This window comes from Rhodoferax sp. U2-2l, assembly GCF_020594515.1.
In the GTDB taxonomy this organism is placed as follows: domain Bacteria; phylum Pseudomonadota; class Gammaproteobacteria; order Burkholderiales; family Burkholderiaceae_C; genus Rhodoferax.
Window position 1 is genome coordinate 181,592 of the sequence record NZ_JAJCTH010000001.1, and the last position, 16,523, is coordinate 198,114.

The window sequence follows — 16,523 nt, forward strand, 5'->3', positions numbered from 1 at the left end:
CGGCCTGTCGGCTGGCGGGTTATTCGGGTGGGATGCGCGCTGGCGCCGCGCCACGGCGCAGCCGCAGGATTTCCAGCCGGGGTGGAACAGCCGATGTATCCCAGTCACTGAGCACCAGACGGCGCTTCGGTGCGGCCTCGCCGGGGTTCAATACGTGATCTGCCGGTTGGTGTGTGTGGCCGTGAATCAAGGTGCTGGCTTGCGCTGCTGCCAGCCATTGCAGCGCAGCCGCCGTGTCCACATCGGCATATGTTGCACCACGGCGTTTGTGGGATTCACTTTGTACGCGCAGTTGGCGGGCGATGGTTTGGCGTTCGGCCAGCGGTTTGGCCAGGAAGGCGTCGCGCCAGGCGGGTGTGCGCACCTGGGCACGAAACTGCTGGTAGTCGGTATCGCCCAGGCACAACGCGTCACCGTGTGACAGCAGCCAGCGCTGGTCGTCAAAGACCAGAACGGTGGGGTCATCCAGCAGGGTCATACCGCAGGCCGTGGCAAATGTCTTTCCCAGCAAAAAATCGCGGTTGCCGTGCATAAAAAATACCGGTATGCGCTGTGCGGCTGCGGCCAGGAGTTGTTGACATTCGGCCTCGAATCCCGGCGTTTGGCCCGACGGTACATCGGCCACATCGTCACCCACCCAGACTTCAAACAGGTCCCCGAGAATGATCAGGGCGTCTGCCGGGGTGTTGGTCAGGTGGTGTCGCCAGGCTAGAAAGGTGGCCTGCTCGCTGGATTGCAGGTGCAAGTCAGAGATGACGTCAATCACCTGCCAGTGCGGTGCGGCATCCAGTGTGTGTGTTGCCGTGGGCAAGATGAACCTCTCAGTCAGATGGCGATACCGACCCCGAATCCAGTCCGGGGTGACTGCCATGGTGTCCGGTGTGACCGCAGCGCCGGGTAGTCACCCGGGTTGTCATGGCGGGTTGGGCCCGCCATCCATGACTTTTTGGCCGTTTTACAGCGCCACGGCTTTTTCAATCACCACGTCCACGACGGGTACATCATCGTGGTAACCCTTGCGGCTGGTTTTGACGGCCTTGATCTTGTCCACCACCTCGGTGCCCGCCACGACCTTGCCAAACACGGCGTAACCCCAGCCCTGCTGGCTGGGTGCGGTGTGGTTCAAAAAGCCGTTGTCAGCCACGTTGATGAAGAACTGCGCGGTAGCGGAGTGCGGGTCGCCGGTGCGGGCCATCGCCACGCTGTAGGCGACATTTTTCAGGCCGTTGTTGGCCTCGTTGTTGATGGGTGCGTCGCCTTTTTTCTCCAACATGCCGGGTTCCATGCCACCGCATTGCACCATGAAGCCGGGAATGACGCGGTGAAAAATGGTGTTGTTGTAGTGGCCTTTGGCAACGTAGCTCAAAAAGTTGGCGACTGTTTTGGGCGCTTTGTCCTGATCGAGTTCAAGGGTGATGACGCCGTAGTTGGTAATGTGGAGTTCGACTTTTGGGTTGCTCATGATTTATTTCACCAGGGTTGCAGAGTTGATAAGAACGGGCGTTTTGGGAACGTCCGTGGGGAAAGGGCCGCCCGAGCTGGTCGGCGTGGATTTGATTTTTTCAACCACCGCCATGCCCGAGACCACCCGGCCAAACACCGTGTAGCCGTAAGACTGAGCGCTGGGGTCCAAAAAGGCATTGTCTTTGACGTTGATGAAAAACTGTGCCGTGGCCGACTGCGGGTCGTTGGTGCGCGCCATGGCCAAAGTGCCGGTGACATTGCGCGGGCCACCTTTCTCAAGCGCCTGGCGGCCCTCATGGGCGACCGGGGCGCGGGTCGGTTTTTGCACATAGCTGGCGTCAAAGCCACCGCCCTGGATCATGAAGTTGGGGATGACGCGGTGAAAGAGGGTGCCGTCGTAATGTTTGTCACGCACGTACTGCAAAAAGTTGTCCACCGTCTTGGGCGCCTTGTCGGGGTACAACTCCACCACAAAGTCACCGGCAGAGGTGGCGAACTTGACTTGGGGGCTGGCCTGCGTCTGCGCGTTGGCCGTGACGGACCACATGGCTGCCGAGGCCAGGGCCACCACGGCCCAGGTACTTTTATTCAAGAATTTCATGCCATCACCTCTTCAAAAAAAATGGTTTCTGGGTCAGCCCGGCCCAGTCAGCGCCGCGTGAACGCACTGAGCGGCAGCCAGACCAGAATGTGTGTGCCTTCAAAGGCCAGCGGCTTCCCCGGTGACCAGCCATTGCTGACCTGATTTCTTCAGGTGCAAGGTTTGGGGGCTGGACTTTGATGGGTTGCCTGCGGTGTCGACTTGACGGAAACTGGCCACGGCCTGGTCATCCTGAACGCGAATGCTCAGATCGGTGAGCGTGAGGCTGACGTTGTTTTTGTCCGACCAGGCCTTGGCCCAAGCCAGCACGGCGACCTCGACCGCCTTGTTGGCTTCGGGGTCCAGTGGCACCCATTGGGCTTCAACACCGTTGGCGGCTGGGTGGGCCGCCGCCGGGCTGTTGCCGGGGGCACGCGGGAATATCTTGTCAATCAATGCCAGCTTGGGCGCTAGAGTGGTGTTGCCGCCGTCAAGTTTTAACGCTTCGCTGTAGGCCTGGCTGGCCAGTCTGGCGTACACGTCACCCAGGTTTTCGTGGGCGGTGGCGTAGCTGCGGTTGGTGCGGATGGCCATCTCAAGCGCTTGGCGCGCCTGGTCGTACTGTCCTTGGCTGGCGTACAGCACCGCCAAGTTGTTGTAGGGCTCGGGCAACTCGGGGTAGTCCTGCGTCAATTCAGTCAGCGTGGTCATGGCCTGTGCAGTTTTGCCCTGATGGCGCAGGATGACCGCTTTGAGAAAGCGCATTTGCGGGTCGCCCGGCTTGGTGGCCAGGTAGCTGTCAACCCGGGTCATGGCTTGCGAAAATTGGCTGGCGCGCACCAGTTGGGCCACGTCGGCATAGTCGTCAGCCAACGCTGGCAGAGCCAGGCAAGCGCTGGCCAGAATCAGCAGACGAAACGACCGGGAAATTGCGTTGGGAGCCTGTTTCATGGACACTGGGTTTTTGGGAATGATGGGTCGGCCGTCAAACCGGCAGGTGCCGCCAGGGCTTTATACTGCCTTCCATTGTAGCGGAGGGTGTGCTTTTCAAGCGCCCGGCCTGCCTGCCTGGTCTGGGCAAAGACCACCAGTGCGCCCCATCCGCCAGCCGCTTCGGCTTGTCTTCTTCCCTGACCCGATTTGAATCTTTGGACCCCATGAGTTTGCGCATTTTCAATACCCTCTCGCGAGAGCTGGAAGTTTTTTCACCCCTGGAGCCCGGCCACGTGCGCATGTACGTGTGCGGGATGACCATTTACGACCTGTGCCACATTGGCCACGCCCGCATGATGATGGCGTTTGATGTGGTGCAGCGCTGGTTGAAGGTCAGCGGTTACCGGGTCACATATGTGCGCAATATCACCGATATTGACGACAAAATCATCCAACGTGCGCTGCAGCGCGGTATCAGCATCCGCGCGCTGACCGACGAGATGATTGCGGCCATGCACCACGATATCGCCCTGCTGGGCATCGAACCCCCGACGCTGGAGCCGCGCGCCACCGACTACGTGCCGCAGATGCTGGACCTGATCAAACAGCTGGAAGACAAGGGCCTGGCCTATCAAGCCGCCAATGGTGACGTCAATTACGCGGTGCGCAAATTCCCTGGCTACGGCAAATTGTCGGGCAAGTCGGTGGATGAATTGCGTGCCGGTGAGCGTGTGGCGGTGCAGGATGGCAAGGACGATCCGCTGGATTTTGTGCTGTGGAAAGCCGCCAAACCGACCGAGCCGGACGACGCCAAGTGGGACGCCGACGCACTGGGTTACGGCTACGGCAAAGGCCGCCCGGGCTGGCACATCGAGTGCTCGGCGATGAGCTGCCAGAACCTGGGCGAGACCTTCGACATCCACGGCGGTGGCGCTGATCTGCAGTTTCCGCACCATGAGAACGAAATCGCCCAGAGTGAAGGCGCCAGTGGCCAACCTCTGGCCAAATTCTGGGTGCACAACGGCTTTGTGCGGGTGGACAACGAGAAGATGTCCAAGAGCCTGGGCAACTTTTTCACCATCCGCGACGTGCTGGCCAAGTTTGATGCCGAGACCGTGCGATTCTTCTTGCTGCGGACCCATTACCGTACCGCCCTGAACTACAGCGACGTGCATCTGGACGATGCCCGCAGCGGCCTCAAGCGCCTCTACACCGCGCTGGATTTGGCGGGCAATCCGGCAGCAACGGCCATCGACTGGGCGCAGCCTTACGCAGCGCGTTTCAAAGCTGCGATGGACGACGACTTTGGCACACCCGAGGCGGTGGCGGTGTTGTTTGATCTGGCATCCGAGGTGAACCGCACCCGTTCACACGAGTTGGCGGGCTTGCTCAAAGCCTTGGCCGCGGGGCTGGGCCTGCTGCAGGGCGATCCGAAAGTGTTTTTGCAAGCTGGTGCCGGGCTGGACGAGGGCGCCATTCAAGTCTTGATCGCCCAACGCGCAGCCGCCAAAGCCGCGAAAAACTTTGCTGAAGCCGACCGTATCCGCCAGGATCTGTTGGCCCAAGGCATTGTGTTGAAAGACTCGGCAGCGGGCACGAGCTGGGAAGCGGTCAAGTAAAAGACCATGAAAGTTACTGAATCCATCGCGGGCGAAGCTCTCGCGCCGGTGTACTGGGCCGACGCCTGCAAACACCTGATGAAAAAAGACCGTGTCATGAAGCGGCTGATCCCGCAGTTTGGCAAGACCTGTCTGCAAAGCCGCGGTGATGCGTTTGCCACCTTGGCGCGCAGTGTGGTCGGGCAGCAAATTTCGGTCAAGGCGGCACAAACCGTGTGGGACCGTTTTGCCCAACTGCCAGAGCAGATCACGCCAGCGCAGGTGCTCAAGCTCAAGATCGACGACATGCGCGCTGCCGGGTTGAGCGCCCGCAAGGTCGAATACATCGTTGACCTGGCGCTGCATTTTGACAACGGTGCGGTGCATGTGGATGCCTGGACCGGCATGGACGACGAAGCCATCATTGCCGAGCTGATCGCCATCCGTGGCATTGGCCGCTGGACGGCCGAGATGTTTCTGATCTTTCACCTGATGCGCCCGAACGTGTTGCCGCTGGACGATGTGGGCCTGATCAACGGCATCAGCAAGTGTTATTTTTCGGGTGATGTGGTCAGCCGCAGTGACGCGCGGGAGGTGGCGCTGGCCTGGGCGCCGTACCGCACCGTGGCGACTTGGTATATTTGGCGCTCTTTGGACCCAGTGCCAGTGGAATATTGAGACCTTGCGGGTCAGATCAAGAATTGCGCAGCAATTTTGCTCTGACCCCAACAAATTGTCGGATGTTGGATGTTTGCCTTGTGGGACAGATCAAGCGTGACAAGCCGTGCACGTTACTCTGTCCCTGACAAATTGTCGGATGTTGGATGTTGACCTTGCGGGACAGACCCAGCGTGACACACAGTGCGCGTTGCTCTGTCCCCAACTGATTAAACGGAGCCCCCATGGCTAAAAAAACTTTCCTCGATTTCGAAACCCCGATTGCCGAGCTGGAAAACAAGATCGAAGAGCTGCGCTACGTGCAGACCGAGTCGGCGGTGGATATTTCGGCTGAAATCAACCAGCTGGCCAAAAAGAGCCAGCAACTCACCAAAGACCTCTACAGCGACCTCACGCCCTGGCAGATCACCAAGATTGCCCGCCACGCCGAGCGCCCCTACACGCTCGATTACGTTAACGAGATCTTCACCCACTTTGTTGAACTGCACGGTGACCGGCATTTTGCCGACGACCTGAGCATCATCGGCGGGCTGGCGCGCTTCAACGGCATGCCGTGCATGGTGATTGGTCAGCAAAAAGGCCGCGACACCAAAGAGCGCGGCTTGCGCAACTTCGGCATGAGCAAGCCCGAGGGCTATCGCAAGGCGCTGCGGCTGATGAAAACCGCTGAAAAATTCAAGCTTCCGGTGTTCACCTTTGTCGATACGCCCGGTGCTTACCCCGGCATTGATGCCGAAGAGCGCGGTCAGTCTGAAGCCATTGGTCGCAACATCTTCGAGATGGCGCAACTGGAGGTGCCGATCATCGTCACCATCATTGGTGAAGGCGGCTCGGGCGGCGCGCTGGCGATCTCGGTGGGCGACCAGGTGCTGATGCTGCAGTACTCCATCTACTCGGTGATCAGCCCCGAAGGCTGTGCGTCCATCCTCTGGAAAACGTCCGAAAAGGCGCAGGAGGCCGCGGACGCGTTGGGCATCACCGCGCACCGCTTGAAAGCGCTGGGCGTGGTGGACAAGATCGTCAACGAGCCCGTCGGTGGCGCGCACCGCGACCACAAGCAAATGGCGACCTTCCTCAAACGCGCCCTGACCGATGCCTGGCGTCAGATCAGCGACCTCAAACCCGCTGAACTGCTGGACCGCCGTTACGAGCGGCTGCAGAGCTACGGCAAGTTCACCGACATCAAACCGGGCAAGTAGCCCGGGTGGTTTGGCGGTGCCGTCAACCCGGCCCGCGGTGACCTTTGCCCATGACCCTTTCTTTTGAGCAAGCCATGGCGGCTTTCGAGCCGCGTTTGCCCTTGGCAGTGGCCTACAGTGGCGGCGCCGATTCCACCGCGCTTCTGATCGCGTGTGCAACCAAGTGGCCAGGTCAGGTGAAGGCTATCCACGTGCACCACGGGTTGCAGGCGGCGGCAGACGACTTTGAGGCGCACTGCCGCAGCGTGTGCGCTGCGCTGGATGTGCCGCTCACGGTCCAGAAAACCGATGCCCGGCACGCCCTCGGACAAAGCCCCGAAGACGCCGCCCGCCGCGCTCGTTATGCCGCTTTTCAAGCGCTAACCACGATCAAACATGGACCTGACGCGATTCAATCCATGGCCCTGGCACATCACGCCGATGACCAGGTCGAGACCCTGCTGCTGGCCCTGAGTCGTGGCGCCGGCTTGCCCGGCCTGAGCGCCATGCCCGAACGCTGGACGCGCGGTGGCATCAGCTACCACCGGCCCTTGTTGCGTGTGTCTGGTGCAGACATCCGGCGCTGGCTGGCGGACCAGAACGCTGGTTTTGTGACGGACCCGACCAACATCGACCCGCGTTACACCCGCAACCGCATCCGTGCCCAACTGTTGCCTGTGCTGGAGACCTGCTTCCCCCAGTTCCGCGATACCTTTGCCCGCAGCAGCACGCACGCTGCACAGGCCCAGGCGCTGTTGCTGGAGGTGGCCGCGCAAGACCTGGCCCAGGTGGGCGTGGCACCACGCATCAAATTGCTGCAGGCGCTGAGCACACCGCGGCTGGCCAATGTGCTGCGTCACTGGCTGCTGAGCTGCCATCAGGCCACGCCCAGCACCGCGCAGTTGACCGAGCTGATGCGCCAGATTGGCGCCTGCCAGACACGCGGTCACGCGCTGCGCCTGAAGGTGGGGCAGGGCGTGTGTGAGCGCCGGGGCGGCGAGCTGCATTGGTACAATCTTTAGCTTTTCAGCCCTCTCAATCCCCCAACATGTCCTTGATTGTTCACAAATACGGCGGCACGTCGATGGGCTCCACCGAGCGCATCAGCAATGTCGCCAAACGCGTTGCCAAATGGGCGCGCGCCGGTCACCAGATGGTGGTGGTCCCCAGCGCCATGAGCGGCGAGACCAATCGCCTGCTGGCTCTGGCCAAAGAGCTGGCACCTGCCAAACCCACCGATGCCTACAGCCGTGAGCTCGACATGCTGGCCGCCACCGGTGAGCAGGCGTCGAGTGCGCTGCTGGCGATTGCACTGCAGGCGCAGGGTCTGGAGTCGGTCAGCTACGCTGGCTGGCAGGTGCCCATTCGCACCAACAACGCTTACACCAAAGCGCGCATCGAATCCATTGACGACCAGAAAGTGCGTGCCGATCTGGAAGCAGGCAAGGTTGTGATCGTGACCGGTTTCCAGGGGCTGGACGAGCAGGGCAACATCACCACCCTGGGCCGTGGCGGCTCCGATACCTCGGCTGTTGCCGTGGCAGCCGCCATGAAAGCCGACGAATGCCTGATCTACACCGATGTCGACGGCGTCTACACCACCGACCCGCGTGTGGTGCCCGAGGCGCGCCGCCTGCACACCGTCAGCTTTGAGGAAATGCTGGAGATGGCCTCCATGGGCTCCAAGGTGCTGCAGATCCGCTCGGTCGAATTTGCCGGCAAATACAAGGTCAAGCTGCGCGTGTTGTCCAGTTTCACCCCCTGGGATATCGATATTGTTGAAGAAGCCAAGTCTGGCACGCTGATTACTTTTGAGGAAGATGAAAACATGGAACAAGCCATTGTTTCCGGCATTGCGTTCACCCGTGATGAGACCAAAATTTCCGTGCTCGGTGTGCCCGACAAGCCCGGCATTGCGTACCAGATCCTGGGCGCCGTGGCCGACGCCAATGTCGAGGTGGACATGATCATCCAGAACCTCAGCAAGGACGGCAAGACCGACTTCAGCTTCACCGTGAACCATGGTGATTTCGCCAAGACCATGGACCTGCTGAAAAACGTGGTGGTGCCTAAGCTGGGCGCGCAAGAGGTGGTGGGTGACACCAAGATCTGCAAGGTGTCCATCGTGGGCATTGGCATGCGCAGCCACGTGGGTGTGGCCAGCACCATGTTCCGCGTGCTCAGCGAAGAAGGCATCAACATCCAGATGATTTCCACCAGCGAAATCAAGACCTCGGTGGTGATCGATGAGAAGTACATGGAACTCGCCGTGAAAGCGCTGCACAAAGCTTTTGGTCTGGATCAGGCTGCAGCCTGAAAACAGCCCGAAGTCGTGACATAATCGCGGCTCTGAATTTCAGGAAACGTGACCGAGTGGCCGAAGGTGCTCCCCTGCTAAGGGAGTATGGGGTGTAGAGCCTCATCGAGGGTTCGAATCCCTCCGTTTCCGCCAAGTAGCTAGTAAAAACGCCCCGCATTCGGGGCGTTTTTCATTTCAGCCCAACCCAAGCCGAACCTCATGCACATCAACAAAGACACCGCCGTTACGCTGACCTACAAAGTCACCGACCTGCAAGGCAAGCCCCTGGATGCGGGTAGCCTAGCCTATCTGCATGGGGGCTATGACAACATTTTCCCCAAGGTCGAATCTGTGCTGGATGGGCAGTCCGTCGGCTTCTCGGCTGTGCTGGAACTGCAGCCGGTGGATGCCTTTGGTGATCGTGACGAGCAACTGGTGCGCACCATTCCCAAGAGTGAATTTCCTCCGGGCGTCAAAGTGGGCGGCCAGTTGCAGGGCCGCGGCGACGACGGGCAGCCACAGATCTTCAACGTGGTCAAAATCAAAGGCCCCGTGGTGCATCTTGATGGCAACCACGCCCTCGCTGGCCAAGCCATACGCTTTTCGTGCAAGGTGACTGCGGTTCGCGCAGCCACGGCTGAGGAAATCACGCACAAGCACGTGCACGGCGAACACGGGCATCAGCACTGAACTGACCTGTTCGTTGGGCTGCGTGCATCACAGCGAGCCCACCCAGTCTCGTCCGCCCTAGGCCCGTGGCCAGCCACGGCGACGCCCAAGTTGTGACAGGCCTGAATCAGCCATGGCTTGCGGCTTTTCTTTTTGCTGCAGGCTATTGAGTTGTGGGCTCGTTGTTGTCAAAATTCTGCGACGAGCGGTAACTGGGTGACCAGAGATGCCAAGGGTTTCGGCCACGTGGGGCATCGCCACATCGCCACTCGGTGATTGTTGTCAGGTGTCGTGTACCAGCACCCATGTGATTGGAGGCCCCCATGCCAGCCGATGCCACTGCGGGACGAAGCGCCTTGGAGCAAGCCATCGCCATTGGCAAGGATGTGTTTGCCTTGCTTCGAGACGGCTCACTCTTTCTTCTTGCTGTCTTGCTTTTGTTCTTTCCGACCCAACTCAACAGCGTGCTGACCAGCGCCGGGTTCGAGGAGGGCAGCATCGTCGGCTTCAAGTGGAAGGCCCGACTGGTGGAGACGGACGACGCGCTGAAAGCGGCGTTCGCGACGATTGAGAGCCTTCAAGCGCAATTGAAGCAGGCCAACGACACCCTGGCCGCAGCCAATGCCGTGGTGCCGTCCGGCGACCTCAAGGAGCGCATCCAGCGTGTTGAACAGGCGGGTCGCGATGTGGCCGCCACGTCCGATGGCGCCACCGATGCCGCACGCTCCACCATTGCCGCCAATGCGCCCCTCGTTGACCAGGTGCAACAGAGTGTGGCGGTGTCCGGTGGATGGGCGGTGGTGTTTGGCAGCGACAAAACACTCGCCGCCGCACGGGACGAAATCGCCAGAGCAAGCAGGGCCGGGATTCAGGGGGCGGGCATTTACATGCGAAACAACTATTTTGCGAGCATGTCGGTGGTAGCAACACGGGAACAAGCGGCCGAGTACCTGCAGATCGCCAGGGTTTTTCGTCCCGATGCTTACATCACCCGGTTTGCCACCTGGTGCACGTCACCGTCACAACGTGATGGGTACGTGGCGTGCGCACCAACCAGGTAGTGCCGGTTGGCACCAGCTCACTCTGCCAATCGGCCCCCGCGGTAGGCGTCGGATGAAATGTTGTACTTGCGCATCAGCTCAAAAAATGCGCGACGGTTTTTCTGGGCGTCACGTGCCGCATGGGTGATGTTGCCGTCGTGGGAAACCAGCAGGTGCTCGATGTAGCTGCGTTCAAAATTTTCGATCAGGCGTGCCTTGGCCACGTGAAACGGTTCTTCACCCCCGGGCACATCCACCGCTGACAGGGCGCCGCCCAGGTCGATGTCCTGCGCCGTCAGCGGTCCGGCGGCTGACATCAGCACGGCGCGCTCCATCACGTTCTTCAACTCGCGCACGTTGCCGGGCCAGTCATAGGCCATCAACTTGCGCACGGCCGAGGGCGACAGGGTGGGGGCGAGCTTGTGCCACTGCTGGGCGGCACGGGTCAAAAAGTACATCGCCAGGCTGGGGACATCTGACAGACGGTCGCGCAGCAGCGGCATCTGCAGCGTCAGCACATTCAGCCTGAACAGCAGATCATGGCGGAACTCGCCGCGTGCCGCCATCTGCACCGGGTTGCGGTTGGTCGCAGCAATGACGCGCACGTCGGCACGAATGAGCTGATTGGCGCCGACCGGCCGGTACTCCTTGTCCTGCAAAAAACGCAGCAGTTTGGCCTGGGCGCCATAGGGCAGCGAGTCAATTTCGTCGAGGAACAAGGTGCCGCCTTCGGCTTCATGCACCAGGCCTTTGCGCGAGTTGTGGGCATCGGTGTAGGCGCCTTTCACATGGCCAAACAGTTCGGCCTCGACCAGCTCGGTGGGAATGGCGCCGCAGTTCACCGACACCCAGGGCCCGCCGGCGCGGGCTGAGAGATAGTGGATGGCTTGCGCGCACACTTCTTTGCCGGTGCCGGTTTCCCCCAGGATCAGCACGCTGGCGTCATAGCGCGCCAACAGGGGCACACGCGCCACCTGCCGCACAAAGACCGGGCTGGTGCCGATGAGGCCCCGCAGCGCGGGGTGAACCGGGCGCGGGTCGGGGGGCGTGTCTGCGTGGACAGACCCCAGCGCCCGGTGCAGGCGGATCGAGATCTCGGCCGGTGCCGCAGGAACCAGCAAGAAATCACAGGCGCCCGCGCGCAGCAACTGGTTGATCTGGTCGCTGTCCAGGTCCACCGAGGCAACCAAGGCCGCGCAGGCGGGACATGCCGAGCGCAACACGGCCAGCTGGGTCAGCGCTTGGGGGATGTCCGCGGCGCGAACCAGCTGGATCAGCAGGCTGGACGCATCGGGCGCCGCCTCAAAGCCTGCGGTGCGCACACTCAGGTCGGGCAGCTGGCTGGCTGCCAGCGTGGTTGCCAATTCGCAGCGCAGGTCGGCCAAGGTGTCGTGGGCGCACACCACGACCGAACTTGGCAACGCTGGTTTTTCCGGGGGGCCACGACTTTGATCGATGGTTTTCAAAGCACTCCTCCTTCGAGGTTCGGTTTTGTACCGACTGATTCCAAATTGATCGGCCGACTGCCGGGCATTTAAAAACCAAACCTTGCGCTGCGTCAAGGCAAGTTTTTCTCCCTGGTTGCGGCGTGGCCTTTTGGTATCACACCAATGCGATGCGATGTCGGGCGTCAGGCTGGCGCATTCAGCCCGGTGGCTTGACCGCGTGCCAGACGATCTTCAAGCGTCCGCCCAGTCCTTGCCCTTGCAGATCCTTGAGGATCAGTTCCTTGGTGTCGGGTGGGCAGTCCACCGGCGCGACGATGTGGTAGGTGATCTGCGCGCCAGGGTGCCGCTGCGCCACCATCTTGATCGTGTGCGGAATTTGTCCGCGCTTGCGGCTTGATGCGCTGCGGGTCAGGGTCACGTCCACCGTTTGTTCAACGATGTGCACGGCGGTCGTCTCGACCTTGGAGCGCCCGCCACCTGCGGGCTTCACGCGATCCTTCACTTCGGCCTCAAAGTCAGGCGTGCGCTTGAACATGCCGCCTTCGAACACGTCTCGGTGGCTGCGCTGGGGCTTGAGGTTGATGCGCTCGGTGGTCGATTCCCTGGCCCTGGCGTTTTGCTGTCGGCGCCGGCTGTCGGCGTCCCCTGACAGCGGCAAAGCACCCACCACCGCTTGTTTTTGGTGGGTGCTGGCGATGTCTTGCAACAACGGGCCAACGACGAACGGGTTGGTGGCCTGTTCCCAAGGGTTGGCGCCCTGCGCGGATTGTCGGCCAAAGTGCGTTGTCTGCGCTGGTTGCAGCGCCTTGCCGAACGCCTCTTGGCCGATCGGGAATTTTCGTTGGGCAAGGTCTGAATCTTCCCAGTCAATGTCGTCCTTGGGCGCGGGTTTGACCTGGCTGCCACCGTCGCGCACCTGTGCTTCCACCACGCCCTCGCCCACGGTCAGGGTGGGGTTGATGCGGCCCTCTACGACGAAGGCACCCTGGCCCTTGCTCTTGACGCGCAGTGACTTCCAACCGTACTGCACCCACAGTTTCAGGACCTGGGCCCGCAGCCACAGTCCGGAAACACCCTTGGCCAGCATGGCCGAGAGGGCGGCGCGCGTCTCGCGCTCGGCTCTTTCACGCTTGCGCTGCCTGGCGTCTTGCTTGTCCTTCCTGGCTTGGTTGGGGTCATTTTTCTTGCCCGCGCGCCGGGCGTCCTTCTTCGCCTTGCGCCTGGCCCACCAATCGCCGAACTTTTTCGTGCCCTTCTTGACCCAACCGCCAACCTTCTGCGCCACTTTCTTCAACGCGCCACCGACCTTTTTCATGGCCGCCTTCATCTTGGCCATGATCTTTTGGGCAATGGCTTTGACCCTGGCGCCGACCTTGCTGGCCGGGCCGCGCAATTTTTTCAGCAGCCAGTTGGCCACAAAATCGATCACCACCACGGCCGCCGACGCCAGCAGCTCCGCAAAACTCGGCCCCGCGCCACCCGACTTGACGGCCTTGAGGAAAGAGACGAACTTGCCCAGCGCGGCGATGAGGCGCTGCACCGTGCCCCAGGCGGCTTGCAGGCCTTCGATGATGGCCATCACCGCACCGGCGGCGGGCACGATCATGGCCACCACCTTTTCGATCAGCAGCTGGATCAGCGCGGTGGGGATGGCAGCCTTGAGCGCCTCAAAAGCCATCTTGCCGACGTCCTTGATAGCGATGCCGCCTTTTTTCAGCACGTTCCAGATCGTCAGTCCGACGCCCAGCACCTCTTCGAGCTTGTCGTTGAACCAGCCGTTCACGGCGGTCTGGAACGACTTCCACAGGTGGTTCTTCACGCCGTCCATCACGGCAGCGCCCAGCTTGCTGATCCAGCCGCCGGGGTTGGCGGCGATGTCCTTGATCAGCACAAGGAAGGTGCCCACCAGATCGGCCACGGCCTTGGCGGCCTTGATGGCGCCGTCGACCACGGCTTTGGCCGCGTCCAGCACCATGAACATGGCTTTCTTGTAGGTATCCAGCAGGAACTCAAAGGCCTTGCCCAGCGCGTCCAGCAGCTGGGTCACTCCTTTCTTCAAGGCGTCGGCCAGCCGGTTGACCGCGTTTTCGGCGGCCTTCACCTTGGCCTCGATGAAGCTGCGGAAGCGCTTCTTGAGGTTGGGGAAGGCGGCCAGCAGCACGTCACCCAGCGCGATCAGGGCCGCACCCACGGCCTGGATGATCGACACGATGGCTTGGCGCGCGGCCTCGATCACCGCCACCGCGAGCTTCTTGGCCTTGTCGATGGCGGCACGCACCAGCTTTTTGGCGGCATCGAAGATGGCGGTGATGCCGCGTTTGATGGCGTTGAAGAACGACGAGACCTGGCTGGAGAGCCAGCCGAACACGCCGCCTGATTCCTTCTTGGCCTCGGCTTTTTTGGCGGCGGCGTCGCGTTCGGCGTTGGCTTTGGCTTCACTGGCTTCGCGCTCACCGTCGCTGATGTGCTGGGTGGCTTTTTGGTCGGCCTGGTGCTGTTCCTGGCTGACCTGGGTGTGGCCCTTGGCCACTTCCTGACCGGCCCGGGCGTTGGTGGCCGTCAATTCCTTGCGCTGTTCGGCGCTCCAGTCGCTACGGGCCTTGGCGACGTCGCTTCGGGCGCCCGCTTTCTCGGCAGCTTGCTCGGCGGCGTTGTCGGCCTGGAGGGTCGCCATCTGCTCGTCGTTTTTGCTTTTCTCGGCGCTCACCTTCTGCTGGTGTTCACCTTTTTTGCCAGCCATCTCGGCCTGGGCCCGGGCCAGAGCCGCGCGCACTTCGGGGCCTTTCTTTTCGTTGGCGATGATGGCCAGACCCTCGTCGGCGGCTGCGCTGGCCATGCCGCTCTTGCCACTCGCGGCGCCGCCCCGGGCGATGTCAGGCCCCTGGATCACTTCGCGCGGTCGGTTGGCCCGGATGGCGTTTTCGCCCGCTGGCGCTGCGGCGTCCAACGCACCCTGCAGGCGCTGTGCGGCCACCGTTTTGTCGAGTTCGGCTTTTTGCTGATTCGCATGGGCCGGGTCAGCCGCGCCGCTGAGCTGCACCTGCGGTGGCGCCCCGGTGGGCACATTCAGGCCCGGATCGTGGGTTGGCAAGCTCGCCACCGCGCTTTGCACCCGGGCGCCATCTTCGCTGGACACCTTGCCGTCCTCGGTGGCGCTCACCTGGGGTTCGGCCACACTGGCGACAGGTGCCGGGCCAGCGGCTGGGGTGGCAGCCGGTGGCGGCGTCACCAGAGACGCACCGGGCTTCACGGCGGTGGGCCGGACCGTTTGGCCTTCTGGCCGCAGGGTCTGTACGGCGGTGGCGGGGGCGCCTTCTTCGCCCACAACGGTGGCTGGCATTTGCGCCTGCAAGACAGCTGCTTCTTCGCTGGCGCTGCTATGGATGGCGTTGCCCACGCCCCCCAGGGCCGCGCCCGCCTGCACCGGGCCCAGCGAGGCAGCGGCGCCCAGGCCAGCGGCCGGGTCTTGTGTGGCCAGGTCGGGCGGGGCGGCTTCTTCGACGGCGGGCGCCGCGCTGCCGCCACCGCCGCCAGCGGGGCCAGCGCCTTCGCCGCCACCACCCACGCTTTCACCCAGATCGGACAGACCGGCACCGGCTTCGCCGGGTGACAACTCGGCACCGCCCGGGGCAAAAGCGCCTGCAGGGGCATTGGCCTGCTGGTCGGCCTGGTCTTGCGCCTGGTCGTCACTGGTGGTTTGCGCCATCCGCTGGCTGTCCTGACTTTCTGCCCGTGCCTCGGTGGCCGCTTGTGCGCGCTGGGTGGCTTCGGGGTCCTTGCCCGCGCTGTTGTCTGGTGTTGTGGGAGACGTCTCGGCTGCGGTTGCGGCAGTGCCCGTGGTAGCGGTATCCGTCGCAGCCACCGGTGCTGCATCCGTATCGGCAGCGGCGTCGGCGGACGGTTCTCTGGCTGCGCCGTCCACGGCGGTTTGAGTGCCTTCAACGTTGTGGCTGTTGGCCTTGGCACCTGTGTCTTCACTGCTGGCTTCAGCCGGTGCGTGGTCCGCTTGTGCCTCTTCGGCCGCACCCTCGGGGTTGGCTGCGGCCATCTTGTCGTCGGTTTTTTCCTGCACGTCATCAAAGGTGCTGCCGCCCTCGGTGCCCGGTGCGGCGGTGCTGCTGGCCTCGGCGGCAGTGTTGGCGCTGTCGCTGGCGCCGCCTGAATCACCTGCGGCGCTGACGCCACCCGCCGGGGCCGGTGCAAAGGCGACGCTTGCGCTGGCGCGCCCGCCACAGCCGCCGCTACCACCACTGCGGGCTGTGGCTGGTGCTGAGGGGGTTTTCACTGCCGCTTGCACTTGACTCTCCGTGGTGGTCGCTGTAGGTTGGCCAGGTGCTACTGTGCGAACAGCTGGGTTCTGCGCTGTAGCGCGGTCAGCAGCCGTGGCCAGGGGTTTTGCCGCCGTGGCTTTTTCTGTCGTGCCTTTTTCCGCTGCCTGCCCTTTGATTGGGAAAGAGACAGTTTGGGCCGTGGGGAGGTCGCTCTTAGCCATCTCGCCGGGCTGCGTGCGCTGGCCCGGTGGCACGCCGACCTGTGCCTCGCCAACGCTTGGCTGGGTGTTGAGCGGTTTCGGGACCGGTGCAGGCTGGGTCGGTGTTGCTGGTCCGGTCGCAGTGGTGGTGCCGGTGGTCGGCGC

The 16,523-nt window shown here is 62.3% G+C and carries 13 protein-coding genes and 1 tRNA gene; 8 read left to right on the plus strand and 6 right to left on the minus strand.

Annotated features, from left to right (window positions below; genetic code table 11):
* Positions 1-19: 19 nt before the first annotated feature.
* The 4 genes from LHU53_RS00820 to LHU53_RS00835 form a co-directional block, all read right to left on the minus strand.
* Positions 20-811 carry a UDP-2,3-diacylglucosamine diphosphatase gene (locus LHU53_RS00820; protein ID WP_227330172.1) on the minus strand — a complete coding sequence of 264 codons (792 nt, stop codon included), beginning with the start codon at positions 809-811 and terminating at the stop codon, positions 20-22.
* 144 nt (positions 812-955) lie between these two features.
* Complete coding sequence (locus tag LHU53_RS00825; protein WP_227330173.1) at positions 956-1,462, minus strand: peptidylprolyl isomerase; 507 nt, start codon at positions 1,460-1,462, stop codon at positions 956-958.
* A 3-nt stretch (positions 1,463-1,465) separates the two neighbouring features.
* Positions 1,466-2,065 (minus strand): peptidylprolyl isomerase, encoded by a 600-nt coding sequence (locus LHU53_RS00830; protein WP_227330174.1) that lies wholly within the window; start codon positions 2,063-2,065, stop codon positions 1,466-1,468.
* A gap of 99 nt (positions 2,066-2,164) precedes the next feature.
* Complete coding sequence (locus tag LHU53_RS00835; protein ID WP_227330175.1) at positions 2,165-2,995, minus strand: M48 family metallopeptidase; 831 nt, start codon at positions 2,993-2,995, stop codon at positions 2,165-2,167.
* Positions 2,996-3,201: 206 nt separating this feature from the next.
* Here LHU53_RS00835 and cysS point away from each other — a divergent pair, with 206 nt between their 5' ends.
* The 8 genes from cysS to LHU53_RS00875 all read left to right on the plus strand — a co-directional run bounded on the left by cysS (position 3,202) and on the right by LHU53_RS00875 (position 10,460).
* Positions 3,202-4,596: a cysteine--tRNA ligase gene (cysS, locus tag LHU53_RS00840; protein ID WP_227330176.1), complete on the plus strand. Its 1,395-nt coding sequence runs from the start codon at positions 3,202-3,204 to the stop codon at positions 4,594-4,596.
* A 6-nt stretch (positions 4,597-4,602) separates the two neighbouring features.
* Complete coding sequence (locus LHU53_RS00845) at positions 4,603-5,253, plus strand: DNA-3-methyladenine glycosylase (protein WP_227330177.1); 651 nt, start codon at positions 4,603-4,605, stop codon at positions 5,251-5,253.
* 224 nt (positions 5,254-5,477) lie between these two features.
* The gene (locus LHU53_RS00850) at positions 5,478-6,452 is read left to right on the plus strand and encodes an acetyl-CoA carboxylase carboxyltransferase subunit alpha (RefSeq protein WP_227330178.1); all 975 of its coding nucleotides are present in this window, start codon (positions 5,478-5,480) and stop codon (positions 6,450-6,452) included.
* Positions 6,453-6,502: 50 nt separating this feature from the next.
* Complete coding sequence (tilS, locus tag LHU53_RS00855; protein WP_227330179.1) at positions 6,503-7,453, plus strand: tRNA lysidine(34) synthetase TilS; 951 nt, start codon at positions 6,503-6,505, stop codon at positions 7,451-7,453.
* A gap of 26 nt (positions 7,454-7,479) precedes the next feature.
* Positions 7,480-8,748, plus strand: coding sequence for an aspartate kinase (locus LHU53_RS00860; protein ID WP_227330180.1), 1,269 nt, complete (start codon positions 7,480-7,482; stop codon positions 8,746-8,748).
* Between the two features lie 42 nt (positions 8,749-8,790).
* Positions 8,791-8,883: transfer RNA gene (locus LHU53_RS00865), tRNA-Ser, on the plus strand.
* 66 nt (positions 8,884-8,949) lie between these two features.
* A complete protein-coding gene (locus LHU53_RS00870) occupies positions 8,950-9,420 on the plus strand; it encodes a peptidylprolyl isomerase (RefSeq protein WP_227330181.1) in 471 nt (156 codons plus the stop codon).
* Positions 9,421-9,722: 302 nt separating this feature from the next.
* Positions 9,723-10,460 carry a hypothetical protein gene (locus tag LHU53_RS00875; protein WP_227330182.1) on the plus strand — a complete coding sequence of 246 codons (738 nt, stop codon included), beginning with the start codon at positions 9,723-9,725 and terminating at the stop codon, positions 10,458-10,460.
* 17 nt (positions 10,461-10,477) lie between these two features.
* Here LHU53_RS00875 and LHU53_RS00880 read toward each other — a convergent pair whose 3' ends face one another.
* Both LHU53_RS00880 and LHU53_RS00885 read right to left on the minus strand, forming a co-directional pair.
* The gene (locus LHU53_RS00880; protein ID WP_227330183.1) at positions 10,478-11,905 is read right to left on the minus strand and encodes a sigma-54-dependent Fis family transcriptional regulator; all 1,428 of its coding nucleotides are present in this window, start codon (positions 11,903-11,905) and stop codon (positions 10,478-10,480) included.
* Between the two features lie 178 nt (positions 11,906-12,083).
* Positions 12,084-16,172, minus strand: coding sequence for a hypothetical protein (locus LHU53_RS00885; RefSeq protein ID WP_227330184.1), 4,089 nt, complete (start codon positions 16,170-16,172; stop codon positions 12,084-12,086).
* Between the last annotated feature and the right edge of the window lie 351 nt (positions 16,173-16,523).